Source organism: Rhizobium sp. AN68, from assembly GCF_030758035.1.
Classification (GTDB): domain Bacteria; phylum Pseudomonadota; class Alphaproteobacteria; order Rhizobiales; family Rhizobiaceae; genus Agrobacterium; species Agrobacterium tumefaciens.
Window position 1 is genome coordinate 715,626 of record NZ_JARWMI010000002.1, and the last position, 14,560, is coordinate 730,185.

The window sequence follows — 14,560 nt, forward strand, 5'->3', positions numbered from 1 at the left end:
AACAGGTTCAAAAACGGGAGGAAAAGGAACATGAAACTTACACGCAGAACATTGACGAGCGTCCTGGCACTTAGCGCGGCGCTCTCCGTCGCGGGTCTTGGCGGCGTTGCCCAGGCAGCCGATGTGAAGATCGCGCTGGTGGTCAAATCACTTGGCAACGGCTTTTTCGAAGCCGCCAACAAGGGCGCGCAGGAGGCAGCAAAAGACCTCGGTGGCGTCGAGATCATCTATACGGGCCCGACCAGCACCACCGCGGAAGGCCAGATCGAGGTCATCAATTCGCTGATCGCGCAGGGCGTGGATGCCATCGCCATTTCCGCCAATGACCCGGACGCCGTAGTTCCGGCGCTGAAAAAGGCGGCGCAGCGCGGCATCAAGGTCATCTCCTGGGATTCCGGCGTGGCACCTGAAGGCCGCATTCTGCAGCTCAACCCCTCGTCCAACGCGCTGATCGGCAAGATGTGCCTGCAGCTTGCCGCATCGCACCTGGAAGGCGGCAAGGGCGATTTCGCCATCCTTTCTGCCACCACCACCTCCACGAACCAGAATATCTGGATCGATGAGATGAAGAAGCAGTTGAAGGACTTCCCCGGCCTCAACCTCGTTACCACCGTGTATGGTGACGACCTTGCCGACAAGAGCTACCGCGAAGCACAGGGCCTGCTTTCCTCCCATCCTGATGTAAAGGTCATCGTCGCACCGACGACGGTTGGCGTTCTTGCGGCCTCTCAGGCCGTGAAGGATGCGGGCAAGATCGGCAAGGTCTTTGTGACGGGCCTTGGCCTGCCCTCGGAGATGGCTGGCGCCATCAAATCAGGCGCAACCAAGGAATTCGCCATCTGGAACCCGATCGACCTCGGTTATTCCGCCACCCAGATTGCCTACCGCCTTGTGAAGGGTGAAGCAGACGGCAAGCCGGGCTCGGAAATCGAAGCCGGCCGCATGGGCAAGATCAAGGTTGGCGAAAATAGCGAAGCGGCCATGGCCGATCCCTTCATTTATGACGCCAAGAACATCGATCAGTTCTCGAAGATTTTCTGATCTGAATAATTTCCGGCAGTGCGAAGGCTAACCCCCTTTGTCCTGCCGGACATCTCCCCCTGAAGGGGGAGATCGATATGCCGCACCCGCTCGTTCCATAGGCAGGGTGTATCCGCTTGCCGATCTCCCCCCTTGTGGGGGAGATGCCCGGCAGGGCAGAGGGGGGTGCCTCTCGCCGCTTCACTCAAAACCAACCGGTAAGACGGAATGATGCGTGCTGAAACCAAAATCTTAGACGTTACCGAGACTTCCAGCGCGACGCCCATTCTGGAAATGTGCGGCATCAGCCAGATATTCCCCGGCGTGAAGGCGCTGGATGGCGTCGATATCGCGCTTTATCCCGGCAAGGTCACGGCGCTGATCGGCGAGAACGGTGCTGGAAAATCCACGCTCGTCAAAATTCTCACTGGAATCTACCGCCCGAATGAAGGGGAAATCCTTCTCGATGGCCGGCCTGTCACCTTTCACGGCGCACAGGATGCCATCGATGCCGGCGTGACCGCCATTCATCAGGAAACCGTGCTGTTCGACGAGCTTTCCGTGGGCGAAAACATCTTCCTCGGCCATGCGCCCAAAGGCCGTTTCGGCCTCATTGACTGGAAGACCATCAATGCGCGCGCCGGGGTCCTGCTTGAACAGCTCGAAAGCACCATCGATCCGTCCATTCGGCTGAAGGACCTTTCCATCGCGCAGCGCCACCTCGTGGCAATCGCCAGAGCGCTTTCCGTCGAGGCACGTATCGTCATCATGGACGAACCGACAGCCGCCCTTTCCCGCAAGGAAATCGATGATCTCTTCCGCATCGTTGAAAACCTGAAGCGGCAGGGCAAGGCCATCCTGTTCATCAGCCACAAGTTCGATGAAGTATATGAAATCGCTGAAAATTACGCCGTATTCCGGGACGGAAAGATGGTCGGCGCGGGTAATCTCGCCGCCACCCCGCAGGACGAGATCGTGCGCCTGATGGTTGGCCGCGACGTGACCAACGCCTTTCCCAAGCAGGCGGTCACACTCGGCCCGACGGTTCTTTCGGTCCAAAATTATTCACACCAGACGGAATTTCGCGATATTTCTCTCGATCTGCGCAAAGGCGAAATTCTTGGCCTTTATGGGCTGATCGGCGCCGGGCGGTCGGAACTGTGCCAGTCGCTTTTCGGCATCACGCGCCCAGCCTCAGGACAGATTACCCTCAACGGCGAACCGCTCGTCATCCGTTCGCCGGAGGATGCGATCCGCGCCGGTATCGTTTATGTGCCGGAAGAGCGTGGACGGCATGGGCTGGCGCTGGACATGCCGATCTACCAGAACATGTCGCTGCCCTCTCTTGCCCGCACCTCTCGCAAGGGCTTTCTCGCCGCCGCAAACGAATTTGCTCTGGCGCGCAAATATGCCTCACGCCTCGACCTGCGCGCCGCCGCCCTGTCAGTGCCCGTCGGCACGCTTTCCGGCGGCAACCAGCAGAAGGTGGTGATTGGCAAATGGCTCGCCACGCAGCCGAAAGTCATTATTCTCGATGAACCCACCAAGGGCATCGATATCGGCTCCAAGGCCGCCGTGCACGGCTTTATTAGCGAGCTTGCAGCCGAAGGTCTCTCCATCATCATGATTTCATCTGAACTTCCCGAAATTCTCGGCATGTCCGACCGCGCCATCGTCATGCGCGAAGGCCTGATGGCAGGTCTGTTCGAACGCGCCGATTTTTCTCCGGAAAAGCTGGTGCGCGCTGCCACCGGCAACGCCTGAGAGGGGCAAAACCATGCAACGTTTTCTCAAAAATCGCGAATGGCTGCTGGCGGGCATCATCGTCATCATGATCGCAGGCTTTGCGCTGCGCGCGCCCGGTTTCGGTAAGCCGGCCAATCTCGTCAATATCTTCAACGACACCTCCATCCTCATCATCCTGGCGCTTGGCCAGATGGCGGTCATTCTCACCAAATCCATCGATCTTTCGGTTGCCGCCAACCTCGCCTTCACCGGCATGGCAGTGGCGATGACCAATGCCGCCTTCCCGGGAATTCCACTGCCGCTTCTCATCGCCATGGCGGTCGGCATCGGCGCGTTTCTGGGATCGATCAACGGCATTCTCGTCTGGTGGCTCGGCATTCCGCCCATCGTCGTCACGCTCGGCACGCTCACCATCTATCGCGGCTTGGCCTTCGTGCTGTCGGGCGGCGGCTGGGTGAATGCGCACCAGCTTTCGCCGACCTTCCTCAACGTGCCGCGCACCATGATCCTCGGCATGCCGGTTTTATCCTGGGTCGCCATCCTCATCATCGCCGGTGCCTGGCTGGTGCTCAGCCGGACCTCTTTTGGCCGCTCCGCCTACGCTTCCGGCGGTAATCCGGGCGCTGCGGTCTATGCCGGCATCGATGTCGGCCGCACGCGCTTTCTGGCTTTCGTTCTGTCGGGTGCACTGGCAGGACTTGCAAGCTATCTCTGGGTGTCGCGTTATGCCGTTGCCTATGTGGATATCGCCGCCGGTTTCGAACTCGATAGCGTGGCGGCAAATGTGATTGGCGGCATCTCCATTGCCGGCGGCATTGGCTCGGTGGCAGGCGCTGTGCTCGGCGCACTGTTTCTCGGCGTCATTAAGAACGCCCTGCCCGTCATCGGCATTTCTCCCTTCGCGCAAATGGCGATTTCCGGCGTGGTTATCGTGCTCGCCGTCGTCTTCAACGCCCGCGCCGAAGCTCGAAAAGGGCGCATCATCCTGCGCGACCGGGCGGCAAGCGATCAGGCCAAGGAGGCCGCAGCATGAGTACGAATTCTCAACCGGCGCAGAAGCCACGTATCATTCCAGACAAGCTCGGCACGCCGTTGCGCCGTCTCCTGGCAAGCTGGGAAGTGCTGCTACTCGGCGTCGCGATCCTCATCTTCATCGCCAATTCGTTTGCCTCGCCCTATTTCCTCAATGCCTGGAACCTGTCAGACGCGACCTTTAACTTCACCGAAAAGGCGATCATCGCCTTTGCGATGGCGCTTCTGATCATCGCTGGCGAGATTGATCTCTCAGTCGCCGCCATCATCGCTCTCGCCTCCACCGCAATGGGTGCGGCGGTGCAGATGGGTGTCGGCACGCCGGGGCTCGTCGCCATCGGCATCGGAACCGGGCTACTCTGCGGGGCGTTCAACGGCTTTCTCGTTGCTGGCCTCAAACTGCCATCCATCGTCGTCACCATCGGTACGATGAGCCTGTTTCGCGGTATTTCCTATATGGTGCTGGGTGATCAGGCCTATGGCAAATATCCGGCGGATTTCGCCTATTTCGGTCAGGGTTACGTGTACTCGGTCATCTCCTTCGAATTCGTGCTGTTCCTCGCCATGGCCGTCATCTTCGCCATTCTGCTGCACGCCACCAATTTCGGCCGGCAGGTCTACGTGATCGGCAACAATCCGTTTGCCGCCCGTTTTTCCGGTATTCCCGTCGAGCGGGTGAAATTCATCCTCTTCCTTTTGACCGGCCTGATGAGCGGCATCGCCGCCGTCTGCCTCACCTCGCGGCTCGGTTCCACCCGCCCCTCGATTGCTCAAGGCTGGGAGCTTGAAGTCGTGACCATGGTGGTGCTCGGCGGCGTGTCCATTCTCGGCGGCTCCGGCACCATTGCAGGTGTCGTCATCGCTGCCTTCGTCATGGGCCTCGTCACCTTCGGCCTCGGTCTTCTGAACGTGCCTGGCATCGTCATGTCGATCTTCGTCGGCCTGCTTTTGATCATCACCATCGCCATACCCATCGTTGTGCGCCGCCTTCGCGCCATCAGAGGCTAAGCCATGCCGGAATTAGAAAAACACGCTTTCAAGATGAAACTCTTCGCCGGCAAGCAAGCCGAATATAGACGGCGCCATGACGAGATATGGCCGGAACTGGTTGCTCTACTGCACGAAGCGGGTGTGAGCGACTATTCAATCCACCTCGACCCGGAAACCGACATCCTGTTCGGCGTGCTGACCCGCCCGAAGAACCACGGCATGGCAGCATTGCCCGAGCATCCCGTGATGAAGAAATGGTGGGCGCATATGGCTGACATCATGGAAAGCAACCCCGATAATTCGCCTGTCGCGACTGACCTTGTGACAGTGTTCCACCTGCCATGAATGACATGACAAAGCCACGCCGCGTCGCGGTCATCGATATAGGCAAGACCAATGCCAAGGTCGTTGTCATTGACACCCGAAGCGGCGAAGAGATAACCGGTGACAGGCGTTCCAACCCTGTCCTTCGTGACGGCATCTATCCGCATTACGATGTGGAGATGCTCTGGAGCTTCATTCTCACCTCTCTGCGGCGGTTCGCGGAAGAGCCGGGTTTCGATGCGATTTCCATCACGACCCATGGCGCGTCTGCCGCACTTCTTGACGAAAACGGCGATCTTGCCATGCCTGTGCTGGATTACGAGCACAGCTACCCCGCAAGCGTTGCGGAAGCCTATCTCCGCATCCGGCCGGATTTTGCTGAAACCGGCTCGCCCTCGCTTCCAGCCGGATTGAACCTTGGCGCGCAAATTCATTTTCAGAAAACTGCCTTTCCGCAGGAATTCGCTGAGGTGCGCAGCATCGTCACCTACGCGCAATATTGGGCGGGGCGGCTGACCGGCGTTCAGGCCACCGAGACGACCTCGCTCGGTTGCCATACGGATTTGTGGAATCCGCGGCTGAAGGCGTTTTCATCGCTGGTCGAGCGCTTGGGCATTGCGCAATTGATGGCGCCGGTGCGCTCCGCCTTCGATGTACTCGGGCCAGTCCGCGAATCGGTGGCGCTGGAAACCGGGCTTTCGGCGGATATATCGGTCTATTGCGGCATCCACGATTCCAACGCCTCGCTACTGCCGCATCTGCTGCGGCGGCAGGGTGATTTTTCGGTCGTCTCCACCGGCACCTGGGTGGTGAATTTCGCCATCGGCGGTACGGCGGAGACGCTGGATCCCGCCCGTGATACGCTTTTGAATGTCGATGCCCTCGGGCGTCCCGTTCCCTCCTCCCGCTTCATGGGCGGCAGGGAATATGAAATGCTGACGCACCAATTCGGGCCTGCTCCGGGCGAAGAAACCGAAGCCGCTCTCGGCGGCGTGCTCACAAGAGGCATGATGCTGTTGCCCAGCGTCGTAAGCGGTTCCGGCCCCTTCCCCGGCAAAACAGCGCGCTGGATTGCCGACGACAATGCCACGGTTGCGGAACGGCACGCGGCAGCGGCGCTTTATCTCGCCCTGATGACGGAGTTCAGTCTATCGCTCATCGGGCGGAAAGGCCCGATACTGGTCGAAGGGCCATTCGCCAGCAATGCGCTTTATCTCAAGGCGCTGGCAGGTTTTGCCGAAACTGAGGTCATCGCCGTCAGCGGTTCCACAGGCACCAGTGCCGGGGCAGCACTCCTCACCGGTATCAAACCACTTGCCGGTCGCGAGCGTCATTTCGTTCCCGATGCCATTGCAGGGCTTCCCGCCTATCACAGCGAATGGCAGGCCCGTCTGGCTTGACGCAAGACGACAAAATGCGGCCAGGTATCCAGCCGCATTCCGTTTTGCAAAAGGATCAAGCCTTGATGAAGGCCAGGAGATCGGCGTTGAGCACGTCTGCATTGATGGTCAGCATGCCGTGCGAGAAGCCGGGATAGGTCTTCAGCGTACCGTTTTTCAGGAGCTTCACCGATTTCAGCGCAGAGTCTGCAATCGGCACGATCTGGTCATCTTCACCGTGCAGCACGAGTGTGGGCACGCTGATGGCCTTCAGGTCTTCGGTCTGGTCGGTTTCCGAGAATGCCTTGATACCATCGTAATGCGCCTTGGCACTGCCCATCATACCCTGCCGCCACCAGTTCTGGATCACGCCTTCCTGAACGGTCGCTCCATCGCGGTTGAAGCCGTAGAACGGGCCGGAGGGCACATCGCGGAAGAACTGCGCGCGGTTTGCGGCAAGTGCTGAACGGAAGCCGTCAAAAACCTCCATCGGCAGGCCCTCGGGGTTGGCCTCGGTCTTGAGCATCAGCGGCGGCACGGCGGAAACCAGAACGGCCTTCGCGACGCGGCCTGCGGGTTCACCGTGTCTGGCAACATAACGCGCCACTTCGCCACCGCCGGTGGAATGGCCGATATGCACGGCATTTTTCAGGTCCAGCGCTTCTGCAACGGCAAAGGCGTCTGCGGCATAATGGTCCATATCGTGACCTTCGGAAACCTGCGCGGAGCGGCCGTGACCACGGCGATCATGGGCGACGACACGATACCCTTTCGAGAGGAAAAACAGCATCTGTCCATCCCAGTCGTCGGAGCTGAGTGGCCAGCCGTGGTGAAACACGATGGGCTGAGCATCCTTCGGGCCCCAGTCCTTGTAGAAGATGTCCGTTCCATCTGTCGTCTTAACAAAGCCCATGATCGTTTCTCCTTCGGTTGCGTTGGCATCTTCCGGTGCGATCTATGTTGTGCGCCGGTTTGATGGAGGGATGATGACGCAGGAAAACATCCGCAACAATTGCAACAATAATTCTGAATGAATTGCTGATCTGGCAATAACGGCCGTGCCGCCCGCTGTCTTACGCCCCGGTACCGGCGCTAAACGGCACCGCGACCGAAAAGTTGCGACAGAAGACGCAAACGGATTGAAATAACCAACCGGATAAGTTGCGTTTTAAATTGTAATCAACGGCGCACGGGCGCGGTCGCGACTGCACACCGCCGGAAACGAAACTCGCTAAGTTGTTCGAACTCTCAATCCACGTCGGGATCGTATTCCCTCGGGCTGTCGTCCTTGGAAAACAACACGCAAGGGCCGCGTGAACCGCGTGGATCATAGGCGTATCCCTTGGCGGTCAGTGCCTGCATGATGTCGCGAACACCTTCGAGGCCATAAAGGTGATCGTGCAGCTCGACGAATATCCGCTCCACGCCAGCAAGCTCGGCATTGCCGAGCAGATCGCGTTCCGCGCCCTCGATATCCATCACGAGCGCCGTGATGCCCCGGCTGGCGACAAACGCATCGATATTCTCGGACGAGATTTCGATGCGCCTTTCATAAGGACCCTGATTTTCGTCCATGGACGACATCCAGAGATCCTTGCGGACATAGAAGGGATAAGTACGCGGCTCGTCGGCCGTGAGAAGTCCTTGGGAAAACACGACATTGCCACGGCAATTTGCCTTGATCACCCGTTCCGCCAGTGCCGCTGTGGACGGATTGGCCTCGAATGCCCAAACGGAAACATCCTGAATACCGGCAATGATCGAGGTTATGATGCCGATGCCGGACCCCAGTTCCAATACGCGGTCGCCGGGCTTGATGGCTTTCAGGACGCTGCGGGCCTCTTTCGCCTCATAGCTGCCGTCGGTCAGCGCCTGCCATATGACGGGCGATACCTCATCGGAAGAAAGAGGCAGGGCTACTCCATGCACATCCAGAATTTCCATATTTCCCAAGCCCTTTCTCAAAACCCGGTCTCGTCAACAGAACGATCCCGCATAGACCGCGAATGCTCTACAGTATCGGTGCGACAACCGGTATTGGTTTTCGCCGTCAACGATGTATCCCACTGAAATTTAACATGGCTTGCCCTGTTCGAAAGCAAACCCGTTCAAACGGAACTCCAGGCCACCAGCTCCTTGGCCGGCAACGGCCTGCTGATCAGATAGCCCTGTACCAGATCGCATCCCAGACGTTTGACCAGCTCATATTGCTCCTCCGTCTCGATGCCTTCGGCGATGGTGGTCATTCGAAGGCTCCGCCCGACGCCGACCACGAATTCGACGATCGCCAGCGCGTCGCGGTCGCTGGTGATATCGCGCAGGAATGACCGGTCGATCTTGATCTTGTCGAACGGCACGCCGCGCAAATTCGCAAGCGAGGAGTAACCGGTGCCGAAATCGTCCATGGCGATCTGGATGCCGACGGCCTTCAGCCGCGTCAGCGTGTTGATCGTCTGGTCGCTCTTGTTCAGCAGGATCGATTCGGTGATCTCAAGCTCGAGCCGGCTCGGCTCCAGCCCGCTTTTATCAAGGGCACCCATCACGTTCTGAATGAGGTTGGTACTGTGGAACTGAACCGGCGAGAGATTGACCGCCACCTTCATGTCCTCATCCCATCGCATCGCCTCGCGGCAGGCAGTCTCCATCACCCATTTTCCGAGCGAATGGATAAGGCCAGTTCGTTCCGCAACGGGAATGAACACGCTGGGCGGAACATCGCCGCGCACTGGATGTTTCCAGCGCAAAAGTGCCTCGAAGCCACAAAGCTTGCGGGTCTGCGTCGCCACCTGCGGCTGGTAATAGACCTCCATCTCGTCGTTCTGCAGCGCCGTCTGCAGATCGGCCTCGAAGGATTTCTTTTCGGTCAGCTGCTTTTGCATGCGGACCTTGAAAACACTCGCCCGGCCAGGGCCGATGGCCTTGGCTTCATAAAGCGCCAGATCCGCGCGCTTGAACAATTCATCCGCATCGACGGTACCATGCGATATGGCGATGCCGATGCAGGTGCCGATTTTCACCTCCTGCTCGCCGAGCTGGTAGGTCCGGCTGATCTGCTCGATAAGCTTGGAGGCGAGTCGGCGCGCCGTGTCCTCATTGAGATCATCGGACACGACAGCGAATTCATCGCCGCCAAGGCGGCAAACCATGTCGTAATCACCGCCGATTCCCGAAAGGCGCTGTGCCACGGCCTGAAGCAGGGCGTCGCCCGAATCGTGGCCAAGCGTGTCGTTGACGTCCTTGAACCCATCGAGATCAAGCAGAAGAATGGCCGTCGTTCCATTACCGCCGAAAGAGCGGCGCAACCGCTCGATAAGTTCCTGCCGGAACAGCGAGCGGTTCGGAAGGCCCGTCAGCGCATCATGATAGGCATCATGCTCAAGCCGGACATTCTTGGCCTGCAATTCAAGCGTGGCGGCGCGCAGGTCGTCCGTCAGCCCGCGCATGCTTTTCTGCGCGCGGTTCAACAGATCGTTCTGACGAAGCAGCAATATCACCAGCGCGATGCCGCACAGGATCAATCCGCCCGCAAGCGCGGTGTAGACGATATGCAGCTTGCGCACGTCCTCATGGGCCGTATCGATCAGATTGACGTCATAGGCGACCGACGACGAAGCCAGCGTCGTCATCGGCGCATCGAGCGAGCTCATCTCGGAGAGCAGATCCGGAACATCCCTTGGCTCCAGGGTGTTCATCTGCTGTTCCAGGCGGGCCAGAACCGCGTCAAGGCGGGTTACGAGATCCCGCCATTGCTGTTTTTCATTGATGAAAGCGCCGAGGTTACCCTGCTTCAAGAGCTCCAGGCGGCTTAGCATGATGTCCATGCGCAGCTGCAATTCGTCCCGGTCTATGACACCGGGACTGAGCGCAAAAACGGCCAATTTGTTCTGAAGGCGGAGATACTCCGCCACGGTCTGACTGACCGCCCACGAATCGTTATAGCGGGCAAATTTCTGCAGAGCGGTCTGACGCTCGGCAATGACGAAAGCGATATAGCCCGTTGCCAGGACGAAGCAACAGATGATCACCGCCACAAGTTTTCGCAAACGGCACCTTTATTCCACTATCAATTTGGCAACTTGCCATGCGGACCGCGAATAATAGGTCTGCTTCTGCAATTCCGGGTCGCTATCATAGGGATAGATGACAAACAGCGGACCCTTTTCGCGAACTGTCATGTAGTTGCCATCCAGCTTGATCGCGAGGATAACGTTAAATTTCTTAAAATCCTCAACCGGTATGGTGCTCACATAATCGTTGAGTGCAACTGCCGTTACGCTGGTGCCTTTTGCGCCGACGAGATCCATCAACTTTGCCAGTGACACGCCGTCAAAACGAACGCGGCCATCGTGCCAGGGCGTCGTGGTCTCCACCGTCACCATGCCCAATCCCTCCAGCATGTCGCGATCGAATACCGCAGCGCCATCGGCATTGGTGTTGGTGATGTTTCCGGAGATGGTCAATATCGGCTTGCCTTGCGGCTTGGCGATTGTCCCGGCCTCGGCACAGGAAAGCCACATGAGCGACAGAAACGCACTGAGAAGTACCCGGGCGAAACTCATACTCTTTCTCCATCTAGCGTTCAGGTCGAGGGGTTTTCGCCAACCTCTGAGGGTCAAGGGAACCGACGCTCGCAATATATATCAGGAATGAATGTTATATCCTTAGTGAGATTTTATCCGTATTTTCTCTAGGTTTTGAGTAAACCGTTTGGATAATTTTTCCGTCTTATTGTACTTTTTTACACTTCACGCCCTGTTATGACGCAAGCAACACTACAAGTTACGTCTTCGTATCAATCCGTCTGGTGCGACAAAGGCCAAATTGCGGCATATGCGTGATTGCTTAACAACAGCAACACATGATTCGCGCGTATCGGACAAGACCAATGCGCGTTCGGCATCCGCCTGCCTGTCAGGCAGGAAAGCCGAGAGACAAGTTTCGCATCACAGAAAAATCATGGCGATTGCCAGAGCGAACGGTTGAAACATACCGTACGCAACTTAATATAAGAGCTGTCATTTCCGTTTCCGGCATTTTCAGCTTCCTCTTGCCGGAAATGCCCAGACGCCCGTTCCGCGCAGCGCAAGCGGCGATACCGGATATAGTCCGGTCAGGAAAATTCTGTTCACGTCTCCGGGCTGGACGGCACCCTGCCGTATCGGCCGCATCATGAAGGTAGTCCCTATGCACACCTATCCCGACATCAAACTTCTCATTGATGGCGAATGGCGAGACGCCGTTTCCGGCAAGACGATCGCCGTATCCGACCCTGCGACCGACGAAATCATCGGCGCGATCGCTCATGCCGAAAAGGCGGACCTCGATCTGGCACTTGCCGCCGCCGAGCGTGGCTTCAAGGTCTGGCGCGACACCTCGCCCTTCGAGCGTTCCAAGATCATGCGCAGGGCAGCCGACATCCTGCGCGAGCGCAAGGACAAGATCGCCTATATAATGACCCGCGAGCAGGGCAAGCCGCTGTCGCAATCGGCAACCGAAATCATGGGCGCCGCCGATACCGTCGACTGGTTCGCCGAAGAAGCACGTCGCACCTACGGCCAGGTCATCCCGGCGCGCGCAACCGGCGTTTCCCAGCTTGCCATCAAGCTGCCGGTTGGTCCCGTCGCGGCGTTTACGCCATGGAACTTCCCGATCAACCAGATCGTCCGCAAGCTCTCGGCTGCCCTTGCCACGGGCTGCTCCATCATCGTCAAGGCCCCGGAAGAAACACCGGCATCGCCGGCGGAACTGATCCGAGCGTTTGTGGATGCGGGCGTGCCGGCGGGTGTCATCGGTCTCGTTTACGGCGTGCCATCCGAGATTTCGGAATATCTGATCCCGCATCCGGTCATCCGCAAGATTTCCTTCACCGGCTCCACGCCGATCGGCAAACATCTGGCAGCGCTTGCCGGCAAGCACATGAAGCGCGCCACGATGGAACTCGGCGGTCATGCGCCAGTGATGATCTTTGACGATGCCGATATCGAAAAAGCGATCGAGGTGACCTCGCTTGCCAAGTTCCGCAATGCCGGTCAGGTCTGCGTCGCTCCCACCCGCTTCCTCGTGCAGGACGGTGTGGCGGATCGCTTCCTTGAAGGTTTCGTGGAAGCCACGAAGGCGATCAAGGTCGGCAACGGCCTGGAAGAAGGTGTCGTCATGGGGCCGCTCGCCAATGAGCGCCGCATCCCAGCGCTGGAAGGCCTGATCAACGACGCCGTTTCCCATGGCGCGGAACTGAAGACCGGTGGCCGCCGCATCGGCAACAAGGGCAACTTCTTCGAGCCCACGGTGCTCGCCAACGTGCCCGTGACAGCAAAGATCATGAACGACGAGCCCTTCGGTCCCGTCGCCATCATCAACCGCTTCTCGACATTCGATGATGCCATCAACGAAGCGAACCGCCTGCCTTTCGGCCTTGCATCCTACGCCTTTACCAGTTCGGTCAAGACAGCGCATGCGCTCGGCCACCAGGTCGAGGCGGGCATGCTGACCATCAACCACAACGGCCTTGCGCTTCCCGAAGTCCCCTTCGGCGGCGTCAAGGATTCCGGTTATGGCACGGAGGGCGGTTCGGAGGCGGTTCAGGCCTATCTGGAGACGAAATTCGTAAGCCAGATGAGCTGAAGCTTTGGATACAAGCTCAGGGCGGATGACAATATCCGCCCTGAACCTGAATTTGGCGAACCCGGAATCTCCAAGCGTCGTCACCCCGGACTAGATCCGGGGTCCAACACGATCAAGTCATTGACCAAAAAAGACTACTCACCGCGCAGGCGCCCGGTGGCCGGATGCCGGATGCCGGATGCCGGATGCCGGATCAAGCCCGGAATGACGGAGTGAAAGACCTTCGTCAATCTGTGAAGAAGCAATATCTGCTATGTCTTTTCTTCGGTAGTACCACCTCCCTTGCCTCCGTCCTCATCATGCCCTAAAAGAACAAAAAGTGAACCTAGAGAGGTCCTATGAGCGAGACAGCAGCACCCGCGTTGAAGGAAATCTTCAACCACGAAAAACTGCGACACATCGCCGATCAGACCAAAGCCGTTCATGCGCCTTTCGATGTTCCCGCCTTCATGGCGCTTGCCACGACAAATCTCGAAGCGCTGGGCATCATGCAGCGCATGCGGCAGGTGGCGACCAGCCTGCACGCCACGCTTCCCGGCGACTATACCCGCAACATCGAAATTCTGACAGCCGCAGCACCCGGGATAGGCAACGGTTTCGCATCCATTTCGCTGCCAGAATATGTGGCGCTTTACGGTCTCGACGATTTCGATCTTTCCATGCAGGCGCTGCAATGTTTCACCCGTTTCGGCTCCTCGGAATTTGCGATCCGCCATTTCCTGCAAAGGGATCTGGCCCGAACACTTGCCGTGATGGAAACATGGTCACGACATGACAACGAGCATGTGCGAAGGCTGGCGAGCGAAGGCTGCCGGCCGCGCCTGCCTTGGTCGTTCCAGCTCAAAGCCCTGATCGATGATCCCTCACCGGTAACCGCGATCCTTGATGCCATGAAAGCTGACGAGGCGCTTTACGTGCGCAAATCCGTCGCCAATCATCTGAACGACATCACTAAGGACAATCCCGCTTTCGTGCTGGCGCTCATCGACACATGGCCGAAGGAAAACCCGCATACACGCTGGATCGTGCGGCAGGCCTTGCGCACTCTGGTCAAGAAAGGCGACGCTGCCGCGCTCGCCCATTTCGGTGCCCATAAGGAGGCTCAGATCGCACTTTCGGCGTTTCAGGTTTCTCCTGAAAAGGTCGCTCTTGGTAATCCAGTGCGGATTTCAGCTTCTTTCACCTCGACGGCAGAAAGCCCGCAGAAGCTGGTGATCGATTATGCCGTGCATTACGTGAAAAAGAGCGGTGACGCCTCCGCGAAAGTCTTCAAGTGGAAAGAAATCGAGTTGCAGCCGGGCGAAGCATGCGCGCTCTCGATAAGCCGCGCCATGCGTGATTTCACCACCCGCAAGCACTATGCGGGTGTTCACAAGGTTGACCTGATGGTCAATGGCAGGCTGGCGGCCGAGGCCTCTTTCGAACTGCTGATATGAAGCTGGCGAGAG

At 58.3% G+C, this 14,560-nt stretch carries 12 protein-coding genes; 8 read left to right on the plus strand and 4 right to left on the minus strand.

All coding sequences use genetic code 11. The features are described from left to right. Positions 1-30: 30 nt before the first annotated feature. The 6 genes from rhaS to RBH71_RS06680 all read left to right on the plus strand — a co-directional run bounded on the left by rhaS (position 31) and on the right by RBH71_RS06680 (position 6,512). Positions 31-1,041, plus strand: a complete 1,011-nt coding sequence (gene rhaS, locus RBH71_RS06655) for a rhamnose ABC transporter substrate-binding protein (protein ID WP_003511200.1) — start codon at positions 31-33, stop codon at positions 1,039-1,041. 207 nt (positions 1,042-1,248) lie between these two features. Continuing rightward, the gene (locus tag RBH71_RS06660; RefSeq protein WP_003511202.1) at positions 1,249-2,784 is read left to right on the plus strand and encodes a sugar ABC transporter ATP-binding protein; all 1,536 of its coding nucleotides are present in this window, start codon (positions 1,249-1,251) and stop codon (positions 2,782-2,784) included. A gap of 13 nt (positions 2,785-2,797) precedes the next feature. Continuing rightward, a complete protein-coding gene (locus tag RBH71_RS06665; protein ID WP_003511204.1) occupies positions 2,798-3,799 on the plus strand; it encodes an ABC transporter permease in 1,002 nt (333 codons plus the stop codon). After that, on the plus strand, positions 3,796-4,806 hold the full coding sequence (locus RBH71_RS06670) for an ABC transporter permease (protein WP_003511205.1): 1,011 nt from the start codon (positions 3,796-3,798) through the stop codon (positions 4,804-4,806). Before RBH71_RS06665 ends, RBH71_RS06670 begins: the two co-directional genes overlap by 4 nt. A gap of 3 nt (positions 4,807-4,809) precedes the next feature. Next, positions 4,810-5,133, plus strand: a complete 324-nt coding sequence (gene rhaM / locus RBH71_RS06675) for an L-rhamnose mutarotase (RefSeq protein WP_003511206.1) — start codon at positions 4,810-4,812, stop codon at positions 5,131-5,133. Beyond that, positions 5,130-6,512 (plus strand): FGGY-family carbohydrate kinase, encoded by a 1,383-nt coding sequence (locus RBH71_RS06680; RefSeq protein ID WP_111802650.1) that lies wholly within the window; start codon positions 5,130-5,132, stop codon positions 6,510-6,512. Before rhaM ends, RBH71_RS06680 begins: the two co-directional genes overlap by 4 nt. A 55-nt stretch (positions 6,513-6,567) precedes the next feature. Here RBH71_RS06680 and RBH71_RS06685 read toward each other — a convergent pair whose 3' ends face one another. From RBH71_RS06685 to RBH71_RS06700, 4 genes are all read right to left on the minus strand, one after another. Continuing rightward, positions 6,568-7,404: an alpha/beta fold hydrolase gene (locus tag RBH71_RS06685; RefSeq protein WP_065659631.1), complete on the minus strand. Its 837-nt coding sequence runs from the start codon at positions 7,402-7,404 to the stop codon at positions 6,568-6,570. 335 nt (positions 7,405-7,739) lie between these two features. After that, the gene (locus RBH71_RS06690) at positions 7,740-8,435 is read right to left on the minus strand and encodes an FkbM family methyltransferase (protein ID WP_003511210.1); all 696 of its coding nucleotides are present in this window, start codon (positions 8,433-8,435) and stop codon (positions 7,740-7,742) included. Between the two features lie 164 nt (positions 8,436-8,599). Beyond that, entirely contained in the window at positions 8,600-10,534 is a 1,935-nt protein-coding gene (locus RBH71_RS06695) for a putative bifunctional diguanylate cyclase/phosphodiesterase (protein ID WP_003511211.1), read from the minus strand. 9 nt (positions 10,535-10,543) lie between these two features. After that, a complete protein-coding gene (locus RBH71_RS06700) occupies positions 10,544-11,050 on the minus strand; it encodes a molybdopterin-dependent oxidoreductase (RefSeq protein ID WP_003511212.1) in 507 nt (168 codons plus the stop codon). A 625-nt stretch (positions 11,051-11,675) separates the two neighbouring features. Between RBH71_RS06700 and RBH71_RS06705 the strand changes: the two genes are divergently transcribed. Further along, on the plus strand, positions 11,676-13,112 hold the full coding sequence (locus RBH71_RS06705) for an NAD-dependent succinate-semialdehyde dehydrogenase (protein ID WP_111802651.1): 1,437 nt from the start codon (positions 11,676-11,678) through the stop codon (positions 13,110-13,112). 338 nt (positions 13,113-13,450) lie between these two features. Further along, positions 13,451-14,548 (plus strand): DNA alkylation repair protein, encoded by a 1,098-nt coding sequence (locus RBH71_RS06710; RefSeq protein ID WP_111802652.1) that lies wholly within the window; start codon positions 13,451-13,453, stop codon positions 14,546-14,548. Positions 14,549-14,560 lie beyond the last annotated feature (12 nt).